This window comes from Mesorhizobium loti (assembly GCF_003148495.1).
Lineage (GTDB): Bacteria > Pseudomonadota > Alphaproteobacteria > Rhizobiales > Rhizobiaceae > Mesorhizobium > Mesorhizobium loti.
The window spans coordinates 82,459-106,616 of the sequence record NZ_QGGH01000014.1 but is presented as its reverse complement, the minus strand read 5'-3'; the positions used below and the strand labels follow the sequence as shown (position 1 = coordinate 106,616).

Below are 24,158 nucleotides of genomic sequence, written 5' to 3'. Positions count from 1 at the left end.
CCGCCTACCACAGAACGGCTGGCCCCACTTCTGCCAGGCCATGTCTGCCGGTTGACAGGGCTTTGTCGGGCACACTAGAGCAGTGGACCGCGACAGCTGGAGGAATGGCCGAGCGGTTTAAGGCACCGGTCTTGAAAACCGGCGTGGGTGCAAGCTCACCGTGGGTTCGAATCCCACTTCCTCCGCCATACCTCTAATGAAATCAAATGGTTAGGTTGATATTCAGGGGTTATCATAACCCCTGCCCTAACCATGCAAAAAGCCCGCGCGAGGCGGGCTTCTTATCGTCGGCGATATGGGAATTGCGTTTTTAGGCGGCGGGCAGCCCACATGCGGGACACAGCCCCGTCTGATGCAGCAAGCACTCTAGGCACGGCGCCGTGCCCACCACGACGTCCACCAATGACTCCGCCAGGATCATTCTATCCCTATTCAGATCCACATTCATAAAGGACCGCACGCCGTAAACTTCGCGCCCTTTGGTGGTCCTAACCCGTCCCATGACTAGCGACGGCATCACCTGGTCTTTATGCGATATGCACTGGCCTAGCTTGAAGCGCCATGTCTCGGCTGGCTGTTCGGCAATAGCGGTATGAGCGTTCATTTCAGTTCTCCAGTTTGGCCTCTCCAGGCCCATGCCGGAAGACCCGGCTGCCGGGGGAGAGAGGCGACTGGAGATCGCTGGCAAGCTTTTAGGCGCTTCGCCTTGGACATGGCTTGCCACCCCGGCCAAGAGGAATCTTGGTCCGCTGCTGCTTCGACCGTTTTGCAGGTAACCCCTTACCCTTGCATTGAATCATGGTCGAGAATCGGGAGTAACGCAAGGGGGATAAGGAAATTTTATTCTTACATTTCGTGTGTTAAGGCGTTTTCGCCTAATACCGCAAGGCGTTTTCGCCTATCAAGTCAAGTTCACTTATGCGAAAACGCCTATTTGTTACTTGCAAGAATCCATATGGACTCCACCGTTATTTTGTGGAATCCATACGTATCTGAGCGATAAGGGGTGCGTCTATGAAGCACGATCGTACTTTCGATGAACTCACCAAGGCACTGGCGCCCCGCAGCACCGATTGGCGCGACACAGTGGGCGCAATTGCTATCGACCTTGGCGGCAAGCTCGCAACAGGCTTGGCGATTGGAATTGGGATTGCCGTCGGACGCGCGCTGGCGGGGTGAGGCTAACTCCCTTCGTGGAGCCGGCTTGCGTTTACCCTAGGCCAGCGCGATGCTCTCCTCTTTGTGAGGGAAAAAATGACGACGAAGTTCCAAATACTGACTACCCAAGATTTTACCGATGTTGGGAACGTCGGAGTGGGGCTGTTCATTTGCGGCCCGATCTTCAGTGGGCTCTGCTATGTTTGGCTCCTGAGCGAGATGTCGAATTCTTCCTACGATCAACACGTAGGCTTGCCGTGGGCGATGATTTTTCTCGGCGGCATCGCCAACCTGCTTGGCTTTCCTATGATGCTGGTCGGACGCAAGTATGAGCATATCGCGGCGCCGCTTGCCGAGCAGGCAAAGAAGACGAATGAGGGATGGTAGAGAAGGTATCCCTCTACCGCTTCTTCACCTTCGGCGTGATCTCCTCAATCTGCACCTTAACTCCGTCCTGAATCATGGCCTGTTCAAGCGCCTCGGCTTCGGCCTTGTCCTTGGTGGTCAGGATCGTGCGCCAATGCGGTTTGTCGAACACGCTGAGGATGTAAGTTGTGACCGGTCTATCTACCATCCCACGTCCCTGTAGGGCAAAAGCCCGCGCCCCTCTGAGAGAGCGCGGGCCGATCGGAGGCCCGATCTTCGGCAGAGCGATGGAGGGCACCACTCTACCGCACGCATCAACCTTTAGAGATGGCTAATGTTCCGTCAAGGTGCCGTAGGCGGTCTAACCGGTCCTGTGGTGTTCCACCGGATGAACGCGACTTCCTGCCCGGTCACTTCCCGCACGGCTTTCAACAGCACCTCATGCAAGACGCGCGTAGCCCGGTAGTGATCGCATGTGGGCGATATGAATGGCTTAATGATGCTTAGGTGCAGCGCTTCCGCTGCCACCAGGAAGCGCTCGATCTCGGTTTGCGATAACTGCTGGGAAGGTTTTGATCTGGCCATGGTAGCGAACTCCGTTTGAGGGGGATCGCCGCAACGGGAGGATTATATTCCTCGCCTCGATCTCGATGGCAAGAGCTATTCGGGCAAGCCAGGGTCGTAATGCACAATCGCGTCGAGGATGGTCCGGTAGAGGCTGTCCACTTCCTCGTCGATCTCGCCCCGCTTGATGCCAAGCGCTTTGGCGTCCGCGATCAGTTTGTGTGTGAGTTCGTCAACGGAGATGACGTCCGCCCTCGTCGTCTCAGGGACGTTATTTGCCAGCCATCGGTGCAGGAAGTTGATTCCACGTGCGCTCATGCCGCGATAATCTGCGCATAGATATTAGGTTCCGTTTGAGTAAGGCCCCTGCTGGACGCCTCTTCGCCGGAAACCTTCACGCTGTTTGATTAGGGCTCGCTACTTTGGCAATCTTATGCGGCTCCGGGACGCCGACCCGTTGAAGATAAAATGCCGCCCGTGTCTGAAACTGCTCGCGGTAAGGCATCTCTAGGCGGCACCTTCGCGCCGCCGTGCCAGCCTGAATTTGTTTTGCCAAGTCAGCCGTTGAAATACTAAAGAACCGTCGAAAATCGACGACCAGATCAGGCAGGCCAACGTTAGAGAGATCAAATCGCGCGTGGGCAGCCTCCAAGGCGTGGTAGCGCTCGTCATTGTTTTGAACAATCCGCTTCCAGATATCGCTGCCGGCCACTTGGCTACGGAGTATGGGGGTTTCGTGCGCTTCATAGAGCAAGACGCTGTTCAACTGACTCGCGCCAGTTGCTGCTTTGCTATTATGATCCTGCAGAAGGTCACAATCTTGCGACGCTATCAGGGCATACGCGTGGGGAATTTCTTCGACGCTGCCGTCCTCGGGATAGTAGCGATACTGAACGATGCCAGAGATAATTTCGCCTTGGCGAAACTCCAATTCTGGATCGACCGTCGCGTATATCGACGGTCCCGACGTTAGCTGGACAGCGACCTCCCCCCCGGTCATCAGCCCAATCAGTCTGTGAAGGTAAGCGGTTGACGTTCGACCCGCCGAACATTCTTTGCCATCACGCGTTTCTGCGGCTGATCGATAACGGGCCTCCGATCTACCGCGAGCCTAGCTTGCTCGAACTCGTAGATGCCACTGAGTGCCTCGCATGCCTCGCGAAGGGCGGTCCCGCGCAACTGCCCCAAGACATAAAGGCAGACCGCTCTGTAAGCTGCGGAGATAGGCAAATTGCTTGCGCGTCCAGTGACCTCAATGTTCGTCACGAAGTTTGCCTGAGATCCAATCCCGTGATCAGTGACGGACCATTTCAGCGACGGGCTGTGGTCCAAGTGTGTCATGAAGAAAGTCGGAAATGCACCACCGGAAGGCGTATCTCGCCCGAGCGTTGAATCTTCGCAGATGGGAATGCGTACTAGCGACGTCATTCTGCTTCTCCGTGTAGCAGTCTATATCAAATACGTAGGCTTTGTCGGGTCCGTTTTCACGTTGTCCGAGGCCGTGCTGTAAAAGAATGCCTTCTTGCTGGCCAGGGAGCATCGCTCTAACGACGCTGAAAGCTTCAGTAATTCGGTCATTCGAGAAACCAGGGTGGGCCAACCCGCCGAGAATGTTCTTGCTCAACAGCGCCGCCCAAGGCGATCCTTCGATGCCAAAATCGGCGGGCACCACTGCATTTTGGTATCGAAGGCCGATTCTCGTGAGAAAACTTGGCTTATATATGTTGCTCAGCGCATCAATCGCCAGTTTGACAGGGGCTTCAAAATCTTCCCATCTGCTGTAGTTAGACGAGGTAACAGACAGGGCGTCTGGTGCCAAAGCAATCGTTGTTGCCCTGTCCTGTGACAAAAACTGGTATTGCGATTTTTGCGGGCCGGCGGCACCGAGCATTTTTGCCACCTCGGGCGGCAGATCTTGCATCCCCGGCGGCAGCTGCTGCTCGACTATCGGATAAAGATTCCGAACCTCGTCCTGAAAATCGGCAGGCGGGCTGGCCTCGATGCGGAGTATTTTCGGAAAACGAATCTGGCAGATTACCTGGACCAATGGCGACCTTGCGTAAATTACGCGCTCGGAATTCGGAAAGAATTCGTCGCGTTCAACCATTGCAGCCCGAGTCCCCCATCATTTTTCGTTGTGGCAGCATACGCCGTGAGATCCTTTAAAATGCAATACCGCAGCTTGGAAATTTGGCCAAAAAATTCACCCCTGCTGAATTTTCTCGGATTATATCGCAAACGGTGAGGGTCGGCCGGGGCTGTTCGCAACTTATCAAGCCGCCCGCTTTTCGCCTTCGCTGATCCTGGCCTTCCGAATCTTGCCATCACCGGCCGACCCGCCGCTGCCAGTACATCCGTGGTCAGCGGCGGCGCCAGGGCAAGCCCCGACGATCCCTAGAAATGCCACGCCAGCGCCAACACGACGCCAGCGGAGAGCATGAAGGCGAGCCTGGCGGCCATTTTATCGACCATTGACGGACCTCAAAGCGTCACGGATGCCGGCAGCGGTGTTCGCGCGGATAGCGGCTTGGCTTTCCTTCGAAGGCGGTGCGTTGCCATTCCAGTTGTGTGTCTGGTTGATGACGATCGGCCGCTGGCCGCCACCACCGCCAGACGACCCGCTGCGCTGATCGCTGATCTGATCGTTATCGGCGATGATCACCTTTTCAGAGGGTCGCTTGAAGAACTCGACCTTCTGGGTATCGCGGGAATCGCCACCGATCATGCCGCCTGGCGCAAAGCCGTAGACGGCCTTGTGCCTCCTGGCTTCAGTAGCAACGCGGTCTGCTGCAGTCTGCGCCAGCGTATTTTCATATTGATTGGCGCCGGGGCTACCGACTGCCGACACGCCGCCATAGACAGCGTTAAACGCGATCTGTTCCGGGGTTGCCCCAAGCCCTTGCGAGCCATAGCCGATGTTGCCACCGCCAACGATGCCGGCAGCCGCGAAATTAGCTGCTGCGGTCCTCAGCGCTGCCATATATTGCAGGAACTGTTCGTTGCCTCCAGCACCACCAGTCGATAGGCCACCGCCAGATGAACCACCGCCAGATGATAGCCCGGAACCGCTAGCCGATCCTGTCGTCTTGATGTCGTCGAGGATCTGCGCAGTTTTCTTGGTGTTGGTAGATGTGTCGGTAATGGCGGCGACGAGCTTGTCCTGATCGGCCGGGTTTTGCGATGACGTGGCCAGCGCCATCGATTGGCTGTGAGGTATTACGGTAGCGGAACCAGATGGCACGACGAGTTCTGGGCCTTTTTCGCCGACCCAATACGGAGATCCGGGAGAGATCGGGCCGCCTGATGCGCGATAATAATCCGGGTATAGGATATGTGCGTAGTCGGTCGTCCCGTTGTAGATGTCCTGCTTGTTCTGGGCGGAGAGCTTTGACCATTCGTTGGCCGTGGCGCCGTAGGGGTTCTCCCAAGGGCCTTCACTGGAAAACCGCGTAACTCCTACCGTGCTCGAGCCTGCATCGCCACTGCCGCCCATGCTGCCATAGCCCGTGCTGGGCACTGAATAGGCAGACATCGATGGGCCTGTACCGCCGCCATAACGCGTAACGCCGATGCCGCCAGTGGTGCCGACATCATAGGTCGACTTAGTTCCAGACCCCACCTGTTGCGTGACAACCGTGATGGTAACAGTACGATTCTTGATTGCCTGAATCGTGGCGTTCAACTGCTTGGCGCCGGTAACGTCCGCGTCCAACTGCATCCGCGTACGGACGAGAGAGTCGATGAACTTGTTGACGGCGTCGACACCGAAGCCGTCCTGAATGAGCGTCTTGCCGCACCATGTCGAGGCCGGCATAGACGTTCTGAACGCTCGTCCCGCCGGTATTGAGCGCATCGAACAGCTTGGTCACGGTTGACGTGGCGCGGTCGATCTCGGCGCTGGCGTCCTTGATTTTGGAGGTGTCATCGAAGAAAGCAGCCATATTCGCCTTGCTGCCTGCCGTGGCGATGGCCTGCTTCAAAAGGTCGACCTGCGTGGTGGTGTTCCGATACTGCTGCTCGAGGCTAAGCATGCCCTGCAACTGGTCCTGCCTGGCGTGTTGGACGGCCTGGTCGATCTGTTCGAATTGACCCAGGGTTGACTGCAGGGACTTGCTCACGCCGAATCCGCTGGAGGCGCCAGCGCTGGCATCTCCGAACAGCTTGGCGATAGTCGCGTCTGCATTGCCGGCCTTGGCGGAGACGTCCTTGAAGCCGGCAGAAACCTCGGCAAGCGTTTGTGTAGCCTTCTGGCCGTCGGGACCAATTCTCTTGATGCCTTGGTCTTTGTCGAGAATGTCCTGGAGCTTTTTCACCTCGTTGACCGCGGCCTGAAGTCCGTCGGCAAAATGGTGCGCATCTGGCGTCAAATCAGGGTTGAGGCGCAGGTCGCCGACAGATGCCACCAGCTTGTCGACATTGACGTTTCCGGCATCGATCTCATCTGCGATCTTGCCAAATGCCTCTGCACCAGAGCTGCCGACCACATCAGACGCCCTGGCCAAGTCGCGCAGATCCACCTTAAGATGGTCCAAGGATGCTGCCAAAGACCGTTGATCGTTTTCGATTTGGGTCTTTGCGTCGGCGGCAATGACGGAGCCGGGAAGCTTTGCGGCCTCGTCCGCGTATTTCTTCAGGGCCTCGGTAAGATGCGGGTAGGTGTTTGCCACCTCATCGAGCAGTTTCTTATGGCCCTCAAGAATCTCATCAACTGACAGAATCTTCTCGCGGGTAGCAGCCATGTAGACGGCAACTGCTGCTACAGCAGCTACGCCTGCCGTGGAGAGCATGCCAGGCAACGTGGTCAGCCAGGTTCCGAACGCAGCGCGCACACCTGCCGATGCGGCAATGAGGCCCTGCGGCCCGCTCATGGCGTAGGATAGATGGTTGGCCTGCTGGGTCATCACCATCATGGGCGACTGACCCATGGCTATGCTTTCGGCTGCAGAGCGCGCAGCGTGGCCTAGCGATGCCCATTGAGTGGCGCCCATAGTCGCCGCTCGCGCGCCTTCCTCGACGGCGACAGCGGTACCGAGGTGCTTAGTGCGGGCGAGATCCATAACCCGGTTGATTTCAACCTGGTCGACGCCGAGTTTCTTGGCTGCGGCATCAGCGGTGATCAGAGCGCGTTCCATGCGCTGGGTCGCTGCAAAGACTGGATCTACGCTGGCCTTGAAGCGGTCCCAAGCCTTGGCTGTGGACGAGATCGAGCCCGCGGCGCCAGTCATGACCGTGGTCTGCTTTGCGACAGCCTCGGTTGCGGCGTTGGCGCTATCCATCGCCTTGTCATAGGCGGCCTGCGCCGTCTTCATCGCTTTGACATAGGCGGCAGAGCCGGCTTCGGCACCGCGCGAATCGATGGTCAATTCTGTAACTATGACTTCGTCGGCCATGGTTAGTGAGCCTGCGGTTCGAAAATGTCCGTGGACCATTCCACATGGTGCATCGGCAAGTTGATCTGGTCCAAGTCAGGGGTGGCCGCCATCCTCAACAACAGTTCTCGCGCTGCGCGTTTCCTGCCGCTCTGGAAGAGATTGCTGGCGGTTCGGATGTCAGCCTTCAAAATGCGAACAAGCTCTTCAAACGAACCGACCGCGGCAGCGGCGGCATTCAAGCCTTCGAGCGCGTTGCCGAAGGCGGAGCGCATGCGCTGGAGTTCGTCAGCCATGTCGAGTGCGTGGGCAGCAATCACAGTTTTGGTCATGGATTTATGCGCCGTAGCGAGCATTTCGCGTGCGGTGTTCATTGAATTCTCCGAAATTGTTACGGGCAAAAATCCCACAAAAACTTTTTTTCTACCGCTTTAGCAAGACTAAGGGACCCATCGGTCTAAGGGGTAAACCTGGTTTTAGGTCGATGACCGGCTAGGGGTAGCCTTCGCGCGTGCTTGCGCGCACGCGTGAGGAAAACCTGTATTAGCACTAACGCTGAGATCCGAAGCGGTTGCAAGCGTCCGCCTTGTTTTGCGTCGATGACCGGCTACCCCAGGTTGCAATCACGCTGCCTCGAGGTAGCCGATCAGATCCCAGACGTCCCGCGTCTCGGTCGCCACTACCATCGCGGTGGCATACCGCTTGGCGATCGACAGCGTCTCCGGAGAGTTTACGGTCACGCCATCACCGCCAACGAACGTCACTTGGCCGGTGCCGCCCTGCAGCACGGTGCGTACTGTGCCAGGCGGGAACGGCACTGCCGAGTAAGGCGGCACAACGATCGACACAGGGCTGCTGCTCGTGGTTCGCACCCAGCGCTCGCGCGGCGACAGGGTGAACGTCGTGCCGGCGAAGAACTCAACCTGCTCAGGCATGTCGATGACGGCGCCTGCTTCTGCTCGGATGATGCCACCATTGCGAACGATGATGGCGCCGGCCGCTTCGACTATTAGTCTATCGCCATCATGGTGGACCTTGTCGCTCATTACGATCTGCTCATTGCTGCGAGCTTGCGCCGGGCCGCATCTAATCTCGGCGTCGCCGTAGCTGTCTCGAGGGCGCGCATGTGAGACGTCGGGATCAAGCCCTTCGAGCGCGCATCTGAAAGTGCATTCGGATTTGCTGGAACTGGAGTCACCGAGAATTCCAAGAGCTGCTGCTTCAGGAAATCGACACCACCTTTTCGACTCTGGTCGGTCGAGAACTTCCACTCGAGCGGGACGAAGCCCACAGATCCAGCGCGGAGGTAGCCGCCCTTTACGAGGCGAAAGATCGTGTCGGCGAATGCGTAGGTCTCCGCATCAGCGAACTCAACGTCGCCGATGAGTTTGCCGTTCACCACCTGCAAGCCCGATAGTTTGCCGATGGGCGGCTCGTCGGATTTATGCCCGAACAACACGACCGGATTGCGCCGGATTTCATCAAGCTGCCAGCCGTTGGGATTGATCGTGTCCGACATGCGGTCGACGCTCCCGTCTGACAGGACGTAGCGAACCTTCCGGCTCCCTGCAGAGGCGTCTGGCATAGCGCGTGCAGTTACCCGCACGCCTTGTCCTGCCGTCGAGCCGGCCGTAGCCAACTCTGCAAATTTGGCTGATGGAACGAACATCGTCATGGCGTCAGTTTCCGATCAGAGCAACGAGAGGCCCCGCCGTTGTGGCATCGCCAACACCATGGCAATTGATGTCGTAGCGCTCGATTCCTCGGACACCGATTTGATCTAGGTCGAAATAGCGATTTTGGCTCACCGCCACAGAGACGCCCTTGCGCGAGCCGAAGGAAACAGCGGCACGCATGTCGCCAAAAACGATCATGACGCGATTGCTAAGGTCACCAGAGCCGGGCATCTTCGGGCTCAGGACGATCGGGAAGCCCATGAACGAAAGCATCGGCCGCAATCCATTTGCGGTCATGATCCAGCCGCCGACCGTGGCACCGATCCTGGCAAAGCACTTTGCGGCGCCATACCCAGAAACGTAGAACTTCGCACTGGTCCAGTACCGTTCGGGCAGCGCCGCCATCAGAGCGGCAATGTCGGTTGCATCAATTTCCTCGAAAGTGTCATGGGCGGAGGTCGCAACGACCGCACCGGCAAGCTGACTTGCGCCACCAAGACCAGCAACGAACTTGGGGCAGATGCCGGAAATGCCCGCGTAGGTCGACGTCCCGTCGCCGTTGAATCCAGCGTCATCCTCCATATCCGCGAAGATAGCGCTGAGTTCCTCCACAAAGAACGCGCCGAGATCCGCGGCGGAATCCTCCCACATTTCGCTTGAGAGGCGGGTCAGCGCCGCGGGCTTCTTCGCCACGTGCTCGATGTTGCCCCAAGCGTTATCAGACTCCGTGAGGGCGACATTTTCGCCGATGTAGTACCCGCCTAGCGCACCCGTGCGCTTCGGCACTGACAGTGAGCTTGAGCCCATCAGACGGATGCGCGCTTCCTGCCTGAAAACCGCAAGGCTATTTCGGTATTCGATGATCTCGGATTCGATCTCTTCCGGCACAGTGAAGCCACCGGCTCCACCGACCAGTTCGCCCTGCGCCGCCTTTTCGATGGCGATGCCGCGATCACCGCACCAGGCAGCTGCCTTTTCGTTCTGGAGCAACGCCGCCGCAACCCACTGGCCAGCACGCTCTGCTAATTGCGGCGACTTGCCGTCGAAAGCGCGGCGTGCGCCGCCGTTAAATACTTCATGCCGCATTGTTGTTGATCTCCGATCGAGAAATGACCCCAGCCTTCACACAGGCCTCGAGGTAGCTGTAGACGTGGTCGCCGACTATCGCTGGGGCGAACGGCCCTGAGTTGAAATCGCAGATTAGGTTGGTTGGGTTCCCTCCTGCGATGCGTCGGATTCTGTCTCTGAAGGCCGCGGCCTCTTGGTTGAGGCGCCTTAGGGCCAAAACAGCGAGTGCGCGTTGGCGGACGATCTCCAGCCAATCGGCTGCGGTTTCCTGCAGAGCTTCAGCGGCGGCGATGCGCCGTGCCTGATTTTCGCGTTCGGCCAGCTCATCGAGTGCGATGGTGATGGCCTGCTGTTCAACCAATAGTGAAAAAAGTTCTTCGCCGGGCGTGGGAGGTCGAGCGGCTGGCAACGCGGAGCCGTCCAACATCGAGGCCGCTAGATCGCGGGGATCTGGTCCCGAATTCGATCTTTCCTCGGGCCGAATACCCTGGTGCTCAAGTTCGAGCCGGGCGGCGAGAATATCCTTGCCGCGGTCTGTAAACGCGACCCGCTTGCGCGAAATCGCTTCTAAATCCTGCGCAGGAGGGTGCTTTGCCTCTGCTCTCGCGGTGGCCATCTTTGATCCTTCATTAGCTCGAGAAACGGTAGCCAGCGCAAATCTCCGACGAGAACGCGCTGGCTCGATCAACGACCGCCGTTGCAGGCAGTCGGATTGGGAAGTGGAGGCGCACCCGAAAGGTGCGAATTGACCGCGCCCTGGCCTACTGGACCAATGAGCGCGTTAACGCATGACGGTGACGAGGCGTCAGGCGCAAAGCTTGTGTGGTGATGTCTCTACCCTCAAAGCTAAAGCCGGATTTGTGGCAAGTTCTGTTGAGGCAACCAATAACATCGCCACTTTCTCCAGCGCGTCGTTCGCCGCGCGCACGAATCTGTGCCGTGTCATGCCAAGGTCTGCCCCAGATTCGCTCGACGTTGCGCTGCTGGTGGCAAGCGATAGGATTCGCATGTCAAAGCCATCGAGTTTTTCAGAGAGCCACCTCTTCACGACCGCGCGGGTGGCTTCGTCGGATGCTCGCTTCGCGTGTCCATCATGACTGGATCCACTGCCGTGGACGCGCGACACACCGCCCGTAGAGCCGTCCGCAGCGCCGTAGGCAGTGGGGAGGTAGGTGACAGGTGGTAGCACAGGAGTATTTGCGCGTGCCGCCGCAAGCACTGCAGATGCTGCAATGGCGCGCTCGTTCGCACCCGAAAAGAAGGGCGTTCGGCCAGCCGACAGCGGTTGTATTGCCACCCTTCGATAAGGCTCTGGCTCCCAAGCCCCGGCAAGATTGATGTAATCCCTTACGCGTGTCGCGCTTCGCGTCGCTTTGATGACCGGCTTTTCGTACGTCCGATATTCCGAAGGCTTTAATGTTGTGCCTTTTTTACTGAGACCGCGCCCTATCATTGCGCCGGCCGGGATAATGATGTCGCCAGTCACAACCTTGCCAAATGCCAAGACGGGGCCGCGCTCCGTGCGGCGACACATCGTGAATGTAAGCGCGCCAATGTGCAAAGTCCGGTACTGCCATCGTTCGGCGTCCGTTTTGCCATTGCCTGGCCGCACAAACACGGGGCCGAGCATGGCGCGCTGTATCTCTTGGATATCAGGCCGCATGCGCCAGCCGGCGCCGACAGCCACCTTGTCTAGCGTCTCAAGGGGGTCAGGCAGGCAGTTCGGTACATGCGGAGCCAGAAGCGCGTCGACGGCATCAAGGGCGGCTTGCCGCCTGTTGTCGTTGGCGGCTTTGAGACGTTTCTGCGTCGGCGTGGTGGTAATGCGAACACGCTCGTCCGGAAGGCTATCCAGCCAAGTTCGGCGTGCGCCCAGGCTCGTAAAGTCTTCTGCTCTTTTTGGATTATCGTCATTCATGTTGGGTGGTCATCCCATCAGAGAAACCGGCCAAGGCCCGGGCAGTCCGTTTCCGCAATGCGCGGGACGGGTAATTCTGATAATTTCGTCAGCACCTAAGCAAGTTGGAGAAACACAGATGGCGCGCCGGGTAATGGGGTTGGACGAATATGACGCGTTCGAAGTCGATGAGAGCGGTCAACTGTTTTGGAAGGGCAAACCGGTACAATTCGAGCAGCGGGTTTCACTTCGGCGTTATGAACTAGTGCTGGCGACGCTCGGCGCAATTGGCGCGCTGCTTGCCGGTATCCACCCCTTCGGCGCTAGCTTGGGCATTTGGTGAAACGCACTTGCCGGCGCTAAGTCTGGCCGGATCTTCCAAAGTGCCTCCCACGAAATGCGGCGAACTTGCACCGTTTCGACATTGGTCTCGACGGTTCTCGCTGCAGCCACTGGCGCCTCCCATCATTCGTCTACCCGCCGCACCTTATTGGCGCTTCCGGTGTAGAGGTTGCCATCTTCGTCGTCGGTGATGATCAGAAACCGGCCAGAATCGTGCGGGCTGTCGTCAGCGATGCCGACCACTCGGCATGAGTACCATTTCTCACCGCCGCCCATCTGGCGCACAGCGTACTCGGCTTCGAATGGTTCTATTGAAATTACGTTGCTGCTCATTGTCGAATGCTTTCATGATGTTCTCCTCATCAGGTTTTCTTAGAAGTCGTCCGTCGTCCGTCCCCTAGGGAATCTGGACGGACGGACGACAGTGGGTGGGTGGATAAATCCACCCCCACCACAAGCTGTTTTTAAAGAATTGTCGTCCGTCGCGTACAGTTTGAAACCATTACGTTTTTCGCCTCTTTTCTGGTCCATTGTCCGTGTTTTCGTCCGCACGGACGATTTGCCGAAATTCGATTAGTTTTCGCCTTCAGTCGTCCGCGTCGTCGGGCGGGTCCGGACGGCGATTTCTTTCAACGAAACGTGACACAGAGGCTGCTGCCTGTTCGGCCTTGAACCGCTCTGCTTTCGCGTCGGATGCCGCGTCCTGCCCGGCGGCGGTAAGCTTCCATTTGCGGCCGGTGTAGTTTGCCAGTTTCGCCCTTGTGAGCTTTTCAGTCGCCATCGAAACGCGCCGCCTGTGCGGCTCGCCGTCTTTCTGCCAACCGAGTATTTCGGCCATCTCTAGGAGAGATTTGCCTCCGTCTTTGTCTATCAACAGAAGCACCTCGTCCTCGTCCCTGCGGGCCTCAACGCGGCGCTTCTTTGTCTCACCGGTTGTGAGAGCGGAGGCCATCACCGTAGGAACGTCGCGGCCCTTGCTATCGATGAGCGCAGGAGCTGTTACCGTCTGCAGTTCGAAGTGCACAGGATCAAAGTCCGGCCCTCTGTGCTTCCCGTGCCAATGGAGCCGAATGGTGCCGGAGTCACCCTTTGTCAGGACGAGGTTGCCATCAATTTCGGCAATGAAAGCGCCACCTCCGCGGGGCAGCAGATTTGTCGCGTCAGCGGCTTTCACGGGATGGCAGGCCACAAGGACGCACGGACTGCCCGGCAACGTCGTCAAGGTGCGCAGGTCACGCGCATGCCGCCCAAGCTCTGTGTTGCTGTTTTCTTCCTGGCCTTGGAAATAAGCAGCAGACGTGTCGACCACGACCAGTTCGGCGCCGCCGAGCTTTGTGACCTCCGCTGTGATGCGAGTGAACATCTTCGGGATGCTGAACGTGCCTTTAATGAAGTGGACGTCCATGGCGTCGGCGTCGAATCCCATGTGATGCGCCATGGCGATCCATCGCATAGTCACGTCGTCGGGGTTTTCGCCCGCGAAGTAGACCACGCGCCCCTTGCGCACCTCCCGATCGTTGATTGGCGCTCCTAGAGCCGTATGGGCTGCGAGCAGCAGCAAGACAGCCGTCTTGCCCGTACCGGTCATTGCCGTAGTGGAATAGAGAAACCCGGCCTGGGCTATGCCTTCCACATGGTAGTCCGGCGGCACGAAGCCACGCACAAGATCGCCGCTCGAGACGATGCCTGGCCACTTTTGCTCGCGATTATCGTTCGCTGGTTGGCGATCCGAACCGGCACGGGTGGCAATAGCCGAGTTAAGGGCAGTGGCAGCCGATGTGAGCCGCTTTATCCTTTCGGCCTCGGTGCCAGTTCCAGCCTGAAAATCGATTATGGCGTCTTGGAAATCCGATGATGCTTCCTCGATGGCATTAGGCTGGGTTGTGGTCATGCGGCGAAAGCCCCTTGATGGCCGCTTCCGCGGCATTGGCAATTTCCTGAACAAGAGTCGCGCCAAAAGTCACGACGCGCGCGCCACCAGAGTTCGGTGCGTAAATGGCTCGAAGGCCATCCGGCTTTCTGACAAGCCGCAGCCCAAACATACGGAGCTGGTCGGATAGCTCCAGATCGAAGCGCGCGACTGTGCTACCGGCGCCTGGTGGCTCCGGTCTGATACTGAGGATTTGCAATTGGTGGTTCCCTAATGGAGCGGCCGCGGTTGGTTCCGCGGTGGGTTTTTAGTCGGGACGACCGTGGCTCTGGCGGCATATTTGCTCGCAGGCCTGTTGCAGTAAGAGAATCGCGCCTGCGGGCACTTGCAGCTCGGCCTCGAGTTCTCTTGACGGCTTCATGCTGTGGCTCGAGCCGCCATTTTATCGGCGGCCCATTTGAGCACCTCCGTTCGAACGAACGCTATGCGTCGCTCACCAAGCTTTACCATCTTCGGGAACAAGCCTTCATTGTGAAGGACGAGCACCAGTGTTCTAGACATTGAAGTCAAGCGGGCTGCGTCCTTCATGGAAATGAAGAGCGGTTCATTATCATTTGCGGGCATGCGAATCTCCCCACGCCATATTGATGGCGGTTCAAAAACCAGAAGCGATTTATGAAGATCACGTCACGATGTGACGGCTGGAGGGGCGGAATCAATATGGCTCCGCTTAGAGCGGTTGGCCGAAGTCAGGCAAGTTTTCGACTCGCTCAAAGACTGTAAATTGCTTATAGGCGTTTTAACCTAAAAAGTCAAGCAAAATCGATCTCTCGAATTTTTCAGTTGTCAAGAACTTTTTTGGGAGTTGGTTGTGCGCAATACACGGACCACTCGTCCATAAGCCGACGACGCTTGTCTAATGCGTCAGAACGACGATAGGCCTGCTCTACGGAATTCCCTATTGAATGGGCCAAGGCCGCCTCTGCAACCTCTCGCTCGTGGGTCGTTTCGTTTCCAGCCCAATCGCGAAACATCGATCGCAAACCGTGCAGGGTTGCTGACTTATCTGGCGACGCAAGTCGCAAAGCCTTCGTCATGGCGGTGTCTGACACCGGCTTTCCGTCGACACCGCCGCCGAAAACATAGTCGCCTGTGGATCGCTGCTGCATCGCTTTGAGAATGTCGATGGCGCGATCTGACAAAGGGACGCGGTGTTCCTTGCCAGCCTTCATGCGGTCTGGCGGACAGGTCCAAACATTGGCCTTCCAATCTATCTCTGACCAGACGGCACCCCTGGCCTCCCCCGTGCGGGCTGCAGTTAGTGCGATGAACTCAACAGCTCTGGCCGCGGTGCCTGAAGATTGGCGAAGCTTTGCCATCATTTTGGGTGCGTCGGAATATGCCAGGGCGGCGTGATGACCTCGCGTCAATTTCTGGCGCCTCGGCATCACCTTGTCCAGCAAGCCTCTCCATCGCGCTGGGTTGCCAGCTGTGCGCCATTCGTGTGCAATGCCGTAGTCGATAACTGCCTGTATGCGACTGCGCAGCCTGTCAGCCGTCTCTGGGCGCTCCTGCCAATGCGGCAACAGGCAATCCTTGACGTCACCCATAACGATATCGGCGATCGGCAGATCATGCAGCGGCTTGCCGTATTCGCGAAGTGTCATCTCCCACTGCGCCTTGTGCTTAGCATTGGTCCATTCCGGTTCCTTGGCGGTAAGCAGCGCGTCCATGCAGTCGGCGAAAGTCTTCGGCTTCACTACATTCCGATCTCCGCGTGGATCTATGCCGCGCGCCAATTGGCCACGGACAATTTCGGCCTTCTCTCGAGCCAATGTGAGAGAGACAGGCGCCGTCCCCTGCCCGTAGCCTCCAAGGCCGATCTCGGATCGGTCCGCACCGCGGCGATAGATGAATATCCAGTTCTTGCTCCCTGCCTTCTGTACGCGCAGCCACAGGCCGTCGCCATCGCCGTACACCCCCGGTTTTTCGAGGCCCCTAATTCGAGTTTCAGAGAGTTTGTTCTTTGCCATTCGTTGCCCGTTATCATAACCAAGATAATGAATATCTGGCTTTTAGGAGCTTTTACAAGGGGTTGTGCGCAACAAAAACCCCAAAAACGGCGGAGTGGCGGGCACTTCCTCCGCCAAGTCAACCCTTGGAAAGCCCGGGAAACATGGGGTTTGGCGATTTTCGGTTAGTGACCAACTAACCACATGCCGGCCGCCCAGCACTCAGGCACATGGGCGGCCGTCTTTTGGGGGCGGGGATAATGTGGCTCGATAAGCAGTCAGCGTGTTGGCGCTGAATCGCTCAAGCTTTCGTCACCTCCGCCCAGCTCAGCCCGCGGTGCTCGGCACCGGCGTGTTGAGCAGCTGCTGCTCCCAGAGGTACGCGATGCCGCTGCCGCCGAAGTGCTGGATGAGAATCTCGGTCAGCTCCTCGACATGCTCGGTGCGCGCCCAATCGCGTTGCCATTCGCCAGCGAGCGCCATCACGGTCATCACGTTCGCGCCGGCCGCGATCATTCGCTGGATGGCAACTTCGTGAGACTCCTTCGAAATCCCGCCCGACGCGTCGGTGATCACGGTCACGTCCCAGCCTTCGCCGGCGGCCTGGATGACAGGCATTGCGACGCAGACCTCGGTCCACAGACCGGCGATGATCAGCTGCTTGCGGCCAGTCGCCTTGACGACGCTCACCACATTCTCGTCCTGCCAGGTGTTCACCCAGGTGCGATCGATAACTTCCTGGTCCGGAAATACCTCGGTGATCTGCTTAAAGAGAAGTCCACCGCGCGCCGCGATCACGCTGGTGAGAATGGTCGGGACATTGAAGGCTTTTGCCAGCTTCGCCAGCGCGGTCGTGTTGTTGACCACCATGTGCGGATCGTGGCTGTTCAGGTTTGCGAGCTGATAAGGTTGGTGATCGATCAGAACGAGGACCGAATCCTCGGGGCGAAGAAGTGAATCAAGGCCGTTACGAGGTGTCATAAAGACGTCCTTTCTCCGTCGCGATGGACGGCAATGGGTTCATGGGAGACATGCGCCGGCGGGCGACGTTGCCTGGACGCAATTTGCTGTTCCTTTTGGTGATGCGGTAGTGCCATGTTCAGGCAAGCTGTGTCGCTAAACGAGGAACGCCAATGGACATCGAAGATCTACAGACATTCGTCGCAGTGGCCGACGCCGGGGGCGTATCGGCCGCCGCGCGCCGGCTCGGCGTCTCCAAGTCAATCGTCAGTCGGCGGCTCTTTCGGGTTGAAGCGGAACTTGGCGTCCAGCTGCTTGCACGAACGACCCGCGGCGCCTCGCTCACAGAAGCGGGCATCACGTTCAGAGACCATGCGGCCCGAGCCAGCGCCGAGATTGATACGGCCAGGGAAACGATCCTCCCCACAGGTGAGCTGCGCGGCCGCCTGAGGGTTGCCATGCCGCTTACTTTCGGCGCGACCCATTTCGCCCCCGTGCTAGCGGAAATGGCGCGTCTGCACCCGAAGCTTCACATCCATACTTCTTACAGCGATCGCTTCGTCGATCTCATCGCAGAGGGTTTCGATTGCGCGATCCGGGGCGCCTACCTTCAGGACTCCAACCTAATCGCGAAGCGCGTCGGGCCGATCCATGGAAAGCTTGTCGCGAGCCCGGATTACATCAAAGCGCACGTACCACCCGAGACTCCGGACGAACTCGTCACCCATCAGGCCCTCATGCAGGGAACGGAAGCCTGGCAGTTCATAGATGGCGACAAGATTGTTACGGTCCAGCCGCAGGGCAGGTTCAAGGCCGACAGCGCCACGGCGCTTGCCGCTGCGGCGGCGGCAGGTCTCGGCATCGCCTGGCTCCCCGATTGCATCACACATGAATATGTGGCCTCCGGTGCGCTGGTCCCGATCATGACACGCTATCCGGTGCCTCCGGGAGCCGCGTATGTCGTCCGCCCGCCGGGTCAGCATCCTACGCGGAAAGTGCGGGTGCTCACCGAGATGCTGATTGAATATTTCAAACGCAACCCGGATCTTTGGGGTCTTGACGGCTAGGACACGAACAGTTCGAAGCCTTGTCAAGGAACCGTGTTCGACGGTCCCATTACTCCGAGCCGTCGCGTTCGGCGACATTGCTCGCACGTTCCGCTTACTACGACACAGCGTCGGGATGCACCGGGAATAGCAGGTTTCAGGCCGACCTTGTTGGACTTTGACAGCCGATATCGGTCGCGGGATCCTGTTTATCGCAGCGCGACAGCGTAGGGCTCGTCATCGTCAGGTGCGGTCCGCCACCCAAAAGCGGCAGAGCCTTTAGCCCTTTGGAAAGGGAGATGTGGTTCTTCTCAGAGGCGCAGACGGCGCGCCGGGGCGAATGGATGGATATCTTTGGTATCAAGGCACTGTTGATCTGCGCGCTGATCTTCATTCCGTTCGAACATCTGTTTGCCGAGCGGCCGCAGAAGATTTTCCGCAAGGGTCTGGCTGTCGACCTGATCTATCTGCTGTTCAACGGCTTCATCGTAAAAGTTGCCATCGTCATGATAGCGGCCGGTGCCCTCGGCGCCGCTGAAATGCTCGTCCCGCAATCGATAACGCAAGCCGTCAGCGGTCAGCCCGTCTGGCTGCAGGTTGCGGAGATCATCCTCATCACCGATATCGGCGTCTATTGGGCACATCGAGCCTTCCACAAAATCCCTGCACTTTGGAAGTTCCATGCAGTTCACCATGGCATCGAGGAACTGGATTGGCTCGGTGCTTTCCATAATCATCCGGTCGACATCATCGTCACGAAGGCAGTATCGCTGACGCCGGTCTATTTCCTCGGCTTCTCCGACGCCTCAATCGCCCTCTTTTCGATGATCTACTTTGGCCACACGATGCTTGTTCATTCCAACGTGCGGATTCCGTTCGGCCCCTTGAAGTGGCTGATCGCCAGCCCGCAGTTCCATCGCTGGCACCATGCCAACCAGCGCGAAGCCTATGACAAGAACTTCGCCGGGCAGTTGCCTGTCCTCGACATGCTGTTCGGAACTTACAATGTCACCGGTGACAAGGTGCCGGAGAAGTACGGCGTCGATGATCCGATCCCCTCCACCTATTTCGGCCAGATCGGCTATCCGCTCCTGCCCCGCAGGAAGCTTGTGAAGCGAGCAGCGCAGAGCACTGAAGCCTGACGGGTTGGCATCGACGGACATGAAACCAAAAACCCGCCGCTCCTTTGGCGCGGCGGGTGCCTCATCAAATCACGGCCTACTTGACCAGGATGGTCGCCCACATTCCATTCATGAAGTGGCCGGGAATGTTGCAAAAGACGGCATAGTTGCCAGGCTTGAGGTCTAGCGTCAGTGATCCGGTCTTGCCCGGATCAAGCTCGGAGACTTCGCCGAGATGGCCTGCCGCATCCTCGTTGACGCGGTTTTCATTTGGCACATAGGGCAGCGTTGTCCTTTTGGCGTCGCTCACCGGCACCACGATCATCTCATGGACCGTGTCCTTGGAGCTGTTCTGAACCTCGAAGGTCACCTTGCCTGCTAATACGACGGTCTGGTCCAGCTTGATCCTCATGGTTGCCATGCTCATGTTTGCCGGCATGCCCATTCCCATCTTTGCATCGGGGTTCGCTACGCCATCCTTGTCCCACAGCTTGACGTTTACGATCGTGTTGGCGAAGGCGGGTGCCGACACGGCTAGTAGGACGAGGACCAGTCCGGTCTTGAAGGGCTGCATGTTCGAAAGGCTCCTGATCGCTTGCGGCGACCCCGCAAGGACTGATTGGGGAATGCTTCGTGGTCGCGGCACTCGGCTAGAACAGCCACGCTGACAACAAGCTGACAGTGAAAATTTGGTTGGGCGGCCCATCAGCGGCGCGGATGCAGTTGTCAGCCAGTTGTCAGGTTGAATTGGCTAGGTCGCACCAACGACGGTCACGGCCGTCTGACCGGACCTGATCGAAATCCCACCCACAGGCGCGAAATCCCAACCGCAGGCGCGGCATTCGCGCCCAACCTCCCGAATGGAGCCATCATGTATCGCACACTCGTTCTCGCCGCTCTCGTCGGCATGGTCGCAGGATCGGCGCTCGCTGCCGGCAGCAGCGGCGTTGCGCTGGCAAGCTTTCGCCATCGCGAAAACCTTGTCCGAGCTATGATCACCGGGCGAAAACGTAAAGCCGAGCCCGCGGACATAGCCTGAGAATCCGTAGCGGATTGCGGCGGCCGCCAGATTCGACGGCATCGAGCGGGTTGCTCGATGGCTTCGGGCAGCCACGAGGTCTGAAGGCTTTTCGCCTCGAATCGGCTAAACCTTCGAGGCATGAACGAGACCTCACTCTATGCGCCGGTGAAGCGGTTCCTCGAAAACCTGGATTTCGTCGTGAAAGGCGAGATCGGTGGCTGCGATATTGTTGCATTGCGCGAGGGGGAGCCGCCTGTCGTTGTCATCTGCGAACTGAAGCTGCAGTTCAATCTGGAACTGGTGCTGCAAGGCGTCGATCGCGCGGCCGCCTGTGACGAGGTGTGGCTTGCCGCGCGCCTATCGGCCCGCGGCAAGGGACGCGAGAGCGATGCCAGGTTCCGCAATCTCTGCCGCCGCCTTGGCTTCGGTCTGCTTGGCGTCACCGCGACGGACCGGGTCGAGGTGCTTCTCAGCCCGATCGCGCCGGCGCCGCGCAACAATGCACGCCGGCGCTCTCGCCTGGTCGACGAGCACCAGCGCCGTCGCGGCGATCCTGTTGCTGGAGGAGGATCGCGCAATCCGATCATGACGGCCTATCGCCAAAGCGCCCTCGCCTGCGCTGCCGCCATGGTGGACGGACCCAGGCGCCCGCGTGATCTGAAGGCGCTGACGCCGCTCGCGCCGAAGATCCTGCAGCACAATGTCTATGGCTGGTTCGCGCGCGTCGACCGCGGCCTCTACGATCTCACCGATGCCGGCCGCGCCTCGTTGGTCCGTTGGCCGCAGGCATCGCATGATGAATCCCGACACGCAATTTTGAACGCATCGGCCATTTGATTGATGATGCCTGCGGGGTCCGAGCCGGTCCCGTTGGTTGATTTCTCCGACAAAATATGTTGCTTGTCCCGCCCATGAAGAAACTCTGCATGACCGCCTTGGCGTCTGTGACACTGAGTTTTCCAGCCAACGCAATGGACAGTGCATTGCGCGCCGGCTTGATGAAACTCGATCCCCAAACCCGTCTTGAACAGCGTTGTGACGCCGAAGTGCTCGACCGGATCACCCACGACGATCGCAAGTTCAAAGCCGATCGCGTCGTCGCCTACGCCTTCGCGACGCCCGAGATGGGTGCTGATGCAATCAAAAGCCCCGGCGCTGCGTTTCGCAGCAACGGGCAATGGTACCGGCTGAAATTCAAGTGCCAGACGGCGCCCGACCATATGGAAGTTCTGCAGCTCCGCTACCGGATCGGTGACGAGATTCCGGAAGCAGATTGGGCAAAGTACAATCTCTACGATTGATTTATGATCGGCCGCGGCGGTTTTGCCCGGCTGCCGGCGAGTGCTGCAGAGTCTTTGATCCGGTTTTGACCTGAAGATGCTTCGGTGAGGTCACCACGAGTGATCCCTTGACGCCAAGGGACCACCAAGTTAGGGCCGTCTGGATAATCGACGAACACTCGGCAAACCAGCAAGGGCTTCCGGTCGATGGACATTTTCAGCGCTGCCAGCCTGACCGCCCTGCTCCAGGTCATCGCCATCGACCTCGTGCTTGCCGGCGACAATGCGATCGTCATCGGCCTTGCCGCTGCCGGCCTGCCGGCCGAACAACGCAAGAAGGCGATCCTCATCGGTGTGCTGGCGGCAACGGTGCTGCGCATCGGCTTTGCCGCGGTTACCGTCAAGCTGCTGGCGATCGTCGGCCTGCTGCTGGCTGGCGGTATCTTGCTGCTGTGGGTCTGCTGGAAGATGTACCGCGAGCTGCGCACGTCCCATGCCGATGAGCTGGAGGCGACCGAGGCGCTGTCGAACTCCGATCTCAACAGCGACAATGCGGTGGCCGGCAAGACGAAGCGCAAGACGCTCGGCCAGGCCGCATTGCAGATTGTCGTCGCCGACGTGTCGATGTCGCTCGACAACGTGCTGGCGGTCGCGGGTGCCGCGCGCGATCATTTCCCGGTGCTGGTCATCGGCCTCGTGCTGTCGATCGCGCTGATGGGGCTCGCCGCGACTTTCATCGCAAAACTGCTGCATCGCCACCGCTGGATCGCCTATGTCGGCCTGCTGATCATTTTCTATGTCGCGTTGGACATGGTCTATCGTGGCGCGGTGGAAGTCTGGCCGCATCTAAACAACGCGGTCAGCTGAGGCTGCCGGCCTGCCTCGTCTTCGATCCGCAAAGCGAGGTCCGCAGCGCAATCGCCATGCGTTTTGCCGCATCGCAGCCGTGCCCATACCAATGCCGCAATAAGTGTGGTACTGCGCCGGCAATCCTGAAAAGCCCGGAAACCCTCTATGTCCGCTCCTCGCGTGAGTTTTGTCAGTCTTGGATGCCCGAAAGCCCTTGTGGATTCGGAACGCATCATCACGCGCCTGCGCGCCGAAGGCTACGAGATCGCCCGCAAGCATGACGGCGCCGACCTGGTCGTCGTCAACACCTGCGGCTTTCTCGATTCCGCCCGCGACGAGTCACTCAATGCCATCGGCTCCGCGCTTTCGGAAAACGGCAGGGTCATCGTCACCGGCTGCCTCGGCGCCGAACCGGATGTCATTCGCGAGAGGCACCCCAATGTGCTGGCGATCACCGGACCGCAGGCCTATGAGAGCGTGATGGCCGCCGTGCACGAGGCCGCACCGCCCTCGCACGACCCCTATATCGATCTCTTGCCGCCGCAGGGCGTCAAGCTGACGCCGCGCCACTACGCCTATCTCAAGATTTCCGAAGGCTGCAACAACCGCTGCACCTTCTGCATCATTCCCGCTCTGCGTGGCGACCTCGTCTCGCGACCGGCGGCCGATGTGCTGCGCGAGGCCGAGAAACTGGCCAAAGCTGGCGTCAAGGAGCTCCTGGTCATCTCGCAGGACACCAGCGCCTACGGCATCGACATCAAGTACCAGACCAGCATGTTCGGCGACCGCGAAGTCCGTGCGAAATTCCTCGATCTCTCCGAAGAACTGGGCAAGCTCGGCATCTGGGTGCGCATGCACTATGTCTACCCCTACCCGCATGTCGCCGATGTCATCCCGCTGATGGCGGAAGGCAAGATCCTCCCCTATCTGGATATCCCCTTCCAGCACGCTTCGCCGCAGGTGTTGAAGAACATGCGGCGGCCGGCGCATGGCGAAAAGACGCTCGAGCGCATTCGCGGCTGGCGCGAAATTTGCCCGGATCTGGCCATTCGTTCGACCTTCATCGTCGGCTTCCCCGGCGAGACGGACGATGATTTCGAGATGCTGCTCGACTGGCTCGATGAGGCGAAGATCGATCGCGCCGGCTGCTTCAAATACGAGCCGGTCCGGGGCGCCCGTTCCAACGATCTTGGGCTCGAACAGGTCCCGCAGGAGATCAAGGAGGCGCGCTGGCACCGCTTCATGCAGCGCCAGCAGAAGATTTCGGCGACGCAGCTGGCCAAGAAGGTCGGCAAGCGCTTGCCGGTGCTGATCGACGAGGCGCATGGCACATCGGCAAAGGGCCGCACCAAATACGACGCGCCCGAGATCGACGGCTCGGTGCATATCCAGTCGCGCCGCCCGCTGCGCCAAGGCGACATCGTCACCGTCAAGATCGACCGTGCCGATGCCTACGATCTCTACGGTTCGGCGGTTTGACGGGCCCGTATTTACTACATCTAGCGATAGTTCAGCCGTCTTAACCCGCTCAGCCGCGATCCGCTCTATGGTTTCCGGAT

General features: G+C 58.8%; 29 protein-coding genes and 1 tRNA gene. 11 read left to right on the top strand and 19 right to left on the bottom strand.

Features of this window, described 5'->3' with window-relative positions; genetic code table 11:
* Positions 1 to 98: 98 nt before the first annotated feature.
* The 3 genes from C8D77_RS30890 (at position 99) to C8D77_RS30880 (ending at position 1,545) form a co-directional block, all read left to right on the top strand.
* Positions 99 to 188 (top strand) — tRNA-Ser (locus C8D77_RS30890).
* 826 nt (positions 189 to 1,014) lie between these two features.
* Complete coding sequence (locus C8D77_RS37810; protein ID WP_170136866.1) at positions 1,015 to 1,179, top strand: hypothetical protein; 165 nt, start codon at positions 1,015 to 1,017, stop codon at positions 1,177 to 1,179.
* Positions 1,180 to 1,254: 75 nt separating this feature from the next.
* Positions 1,255 to 1,545: a hypothetical protein gene (locus C8D77_RS30880; RefSeq protein ID WP_146211844.1), complete on the top strand. Its 291-nt coding sequence runs from the start codon at positions 1,255 to 1,257 to the stop codon at positions 1,543 to 1,545.
* A 13-nt stretch (positions 1,546 to 1,558) separates the two neighbouring features.
* Here the strand turns inward: C8D77_RS30880 and C8D77_RS37805 are convergent, their stop codons facing one another.
* The 13 genes from C8D77_RS37805 to C8D77_RS30815 form a co-directional block, all read right to left on the bottom strand.
* Positions 1,559 to 1,732: a hypothetical protein gene (locus C8D77_RS37805; protein WP_170136865.1), complete on the bottom strand. Its 174-nt coding sequence runs from the start codon at positions 1,730 to 1,732 to the stop codon at positions 1,559 to 1,561.
* Positions 1,733 to 1,866: 134 nt separating this feature from the next.
* Positions 1,867 to 2,109: a hypothetical protein gene (locus C8D77_RS38510; protein WP_109671289.1), complete on the bottom strand. Its 243-nt coding sequence runs from the start codon at positions 2,107 to 2,109 to the stop codon at positions 1,867 to 1,869.
* 75 nt (positions 2,110 to 2,184) lie between these two features.
* A complete protein-coding gene (locus C8D77_RS30870; RefSeq protein ID WP_109671288.1) occupies positions 2,185 to 2,406 on the bottom strand; it encodes a DUF768 domain-containing protein in 222 nt (73 codons plus the stop codon).
* 76 nt (positions 2,407 to 2,482) lie between these two features.
* Entirely contained in the window at positions 2,483 to 3,088 is a 606-nt protein-coding gene (locus tag C8D77_RS30865) for a hypothetical protein (RefSeq protein ID WP_109671287.1), read from the bottom strand.
* Between the two features lie 294 nt (positions 3,089 to 3,382).
* The gene (locus C8D77_RS30855) at positions 3,383 to 4,195 is read right to left on the bottom strand and encodes a TIGR04255 family protein (RefSeq protein WP_109671285.1); all 813 of its coding nucleotides are present in this window, start codon (positions 4,193 to 4,195) and stop codon (positions 3,383 to 3,385) included.
* Between the two features lie 354 nt (positions 4,196 to 4,549).
* Complete coding sequence (locus C8D77_RS38125) at positions 4,550 to 5,770, bottom strand: hypothetical protein (protein ID WP_215732093.1); 1,221 nt, start codon at positions 5,768 to 5,770, stop codon at positions 4,550 to 4,552.
* A complete protein-coding gene (locus tag C8D77_RS30845) occupies positions 5,691 to 7,478 on the bottom strand; it encodes a hypothetical protein (RefSeq protein WP_109671284.1) in 1,788 nt (595 codons plus the stop codon). Before C8D77_RS30845 ends, C8D77_RS38125 begins: the two co-directional genes overlap by 80 nt.
* A 2-nt stretch (positions 7,479 to 7,480) precedes the next feature.
* The gene (locus C8D77_RS30840; protein WP_109671283.1) at positions 7,481 to 7,831 is read right to left on the bottom strand and encodes a hypothetical protein; all 351 of its coding nucleotides are present in this window, start codon (positions 7,829 to 7,831) and stop codon (positions 7,481 to 7,483) included.
* Between the two features lie 249 nt (positions 7,832 to 8,080).
* Complete coding sequence (locus tag C8D77_RS30835) at positions 8,081 to 8,503, bottom strand: hypothetical protein (protein ID WP_109671282.1); 423 nt, start codon at positions 8,501 to 8,503, stop codon at positions 8,081 to 8,083.
* Entirely contained in the window at positions 8,503 to 9,132 is a 630-nt protein-coding gene (locus C8D77_RS30830) for an HK97 family phage prohead protease (RefSeq protein WP_109671281.1), read from the bottom strand. Before C8D77_RS30830 ends, C8D77_RS30835 begins: the two co-directional genes overlap by 1 nt.
* Positions 9,133 to 9,136: 4 nt before the next feature.
* Complete coding sequence (locus C8D77_RS30825; RefSeq protein WP_109671280.1) at positions 9,137 to 10,219, bottom strand: phage major capsid protein; 1,083 nt, start codon at positions 10,217 to 10,219, stop codon at positions 9,137 to 9,139.
* Positions 10,209 to 10,817: a hypothetical protein gene (locus C8D77_RS30820; protein ID WP_109671279.1), complete on the bottom strand. Its 609-nt coding sequence runs from the start codon at positions 10,815 to 10,817 to the stop codon at positions 10,209 to 10,211. The genes C8D77_RS30825 and C8D77_RS30820 overlap by 11 nt, the downstream gene beginning before the upstream one ends.
* A 189-nt stretch (positions 10,818 to 11,006) precedes the next feature.
* On the bottom strand, positions 11,007 to 12,119 hold the full coding sequence (locus C8D77_RS30815) for a hypothetical protein (protein WP_109671278.1): 1,113 nt from the start codon (positions 12,117 to 12,119) through the stop codon (positions 11,007 to 11,009).
* Between the two features lie 118 nt (positions 12,120 to 12,237).
* Here C8D77_RS30815 and C8D77_RS30810 point away from each other — a divergent pair, with 118 nt between their 5' ends.
* Positions 12,238 to 12,441, top strand: a complete 204-nt coding sequence (locus C8D77_RS30810) for a hypothetical protein (protein ID WP_109671277.1) — start codon at positions 12,238 to 12,240, stop codon at positions 12,439 to 12,441.
* Positions 12,442 to 12,563: 122 nt separating this feature from the next.
* Here the strand turns inward: C8D77_RS30810 and C8D77_RS37360 are convergent, their stop codons facing one another.
* The 5 genes from C8D77_RS37360 to C8D77_RS30790 form a co-directional block, all read right to left on the bottom strand.
* Positions 12,564 to 12,773, bottom strand: coding sequence for a hypothetical protein (locus tag C8D77_RS37360; protein ID WP_146211843.1), 210 nt, complete (start codon positions 12,771 to 12,773; stop codon positions 12,564 to 12,566).
* Positions 12,774 to 13,026: 253 nt separating this feature from the next.
* Positions 13,027 to 14,331, bottom strand: a complete 1,305-nt coding sequence (locus tag C8D77_RS30805) for an AAA family ATPase (RefSeq protein ID WP_170136864.1) — start codon at positions 14,329 to 14,331, stop codon at positions 13,027 to 13,029.
* Between the two features lie 396 nt (positions 14,332 to 14,727).
* On the bottom strand, positions 14,728 to 14,898 hold the full coding sequence (locus C8D77_RS30800) for a helix-turn-helix transcriptional regulator (protein WP_281277061.1): 171 nt from the start codon (positions 14,896 to 14,898) through the stop codon (positions 14,728 to 14,730).
* A 251-nt stretch (positions 14,899 to 15,149) separates the two neighbouring features.
* On the bottom strand, positions 15,150 to 16,343 hold the full coding sequence (locus C8D77_RS30795) for a tyrosine-type recombinase/integrase (protein WP_109671274.1): 1,194 nt from the start codon (positions 16,341 to 16,343) through the stop codon (positions 15,150 to 15,152).
* A gap of 306 nt (positions 16,344 to 16,649) precedes the next feature.
* Positions 16,650 to 17,303, bottom strand: coding sequence for a hydrolase (locus C8D77_RS30790; protein ID WP_109671339.1), 654 nt, complete (start codon positions 17,301 to 17,303; stop codon positions 16,650 to 16,652).
* Positions 17,304 to 17,455: 152 nt separating this feature from the next.
* On the opposite strand from C8D77_RS30790, the gene C8D77_RS30785 reads away from it, so the two are divergent.
* Both C8D77_RS30785 and C8D77_RS30780 read left to right on the top strand, forming a co-directional pair.
* Positions 17,456 to 18,349 (top strand): LysR family transcriptional regulator, encoded by an 894-nt coding sequence (locus C8D77_RS30785; protein WP_109671273.1) that lies wholly within the window; start codon positions 17,456 to 17,458, stop codon positions 18,347 to 18,349.
* A gap of 278 nt (positions 18,350 to 18,627) precedes the next feature.
* Positions 18,628 to 19,470: a sterol desaturase family protein gene (locus C8D77_RS30780; RefSeq protein WP_245468636.1), complete on the top strand. Its 843-nt coding sequence runs from the start codon at positions 18,628 to 18,630 to the stop codon at positions 19,468 to 19,470.
* A 76-nt stretch (positions 19,471 to 19,546) separates the two neighbouring features.
* On the opposite strand, the gene C8D77_RS30775 is transcribed toward C8D77_RS30780, so the two are convergent.
* A complete protein-coding gene (locus C8D77_RS30775; protein ID WP_109671272.1) occupies positions 19,547 to 20,023 on the bottom strand; it encodes a plastocyanin/azurin family copper-binding protein in 477 nt (158 codons plus the stop codon).
* 297 nt (positions 20,024 to 20,320) lie between these two features.
* On the opposite strand from C8D77_RS30775, the gene C8D77_RS38505 reads away from it, so the two are divergent.
* The 5 genes from C8D77_RS38505 to rimO all read left to right on the top strand — a co-directional run bounded on the left by C8D77_RS38505 (position 20,321) and on the right by rimO (position 24,078).
* Positions 20,321 to 20,488, top strand: a complete 168-nt coding sequence (locus tag C8D77_RS38505; protein WP_245951921.1) for a hypothetical protein — start codon at positions 20,321 to 20,323, stop codon at positions 20,486 to 20,488.
* A gap of 120 nt (positions 20,489 to 20,608) precedes the next feature.
* Positions 20,609 to 21,307 (top strand): DUF2161 domain-containing phosphodiesterase, encoded by a 699-nt coding sequence (locus tag C8D77_RS30765; RefSeq protein ID WP_109671271.1) that lies wholly within the window; start codon positions 20,609 to 20,611, stop codon positions 21,305 to 21,307.
* Between the two features lie 56 nt (positions 21,308 to 21,363).
* On the top strand, positions 21,364 to 21,771 hold the full coding sequence (locus C8D77_RS30760; RefSeq protein ID WP_164548695.1) for a DUF930 domain-containing protein: 408 nt from the start codon (positions 21,364 to 21,366) through the stop codon (positions 21,769 to 21,771).
* Positions 21,772 to 21,957: 186 nt separating this feature from the next.
* Entirely contained in the window at positions 21,958 to 22,617 is a 660-nt protein-coding gene (locus C8D77_RS30755; protein ID WP_109671270.1) for a TerC family protein, read from the top strand.
* 147 nt (positions 22,618 to 22,764) lie between these two features.
* A complete protein-coding gene (rimO, locus tag C8D77_RS30750) occupies positions 22,765 to 24,078 on the top strand; it encodes a 30S ribosomal protein S12 methylthiotransferase RimO (RefSeq protein ID WP_109671269.1) in 1,314 nt (437 codons plus the stop codon).
* Positions 24,079 to 24,158: the final 80 nt, after the last annotated feature.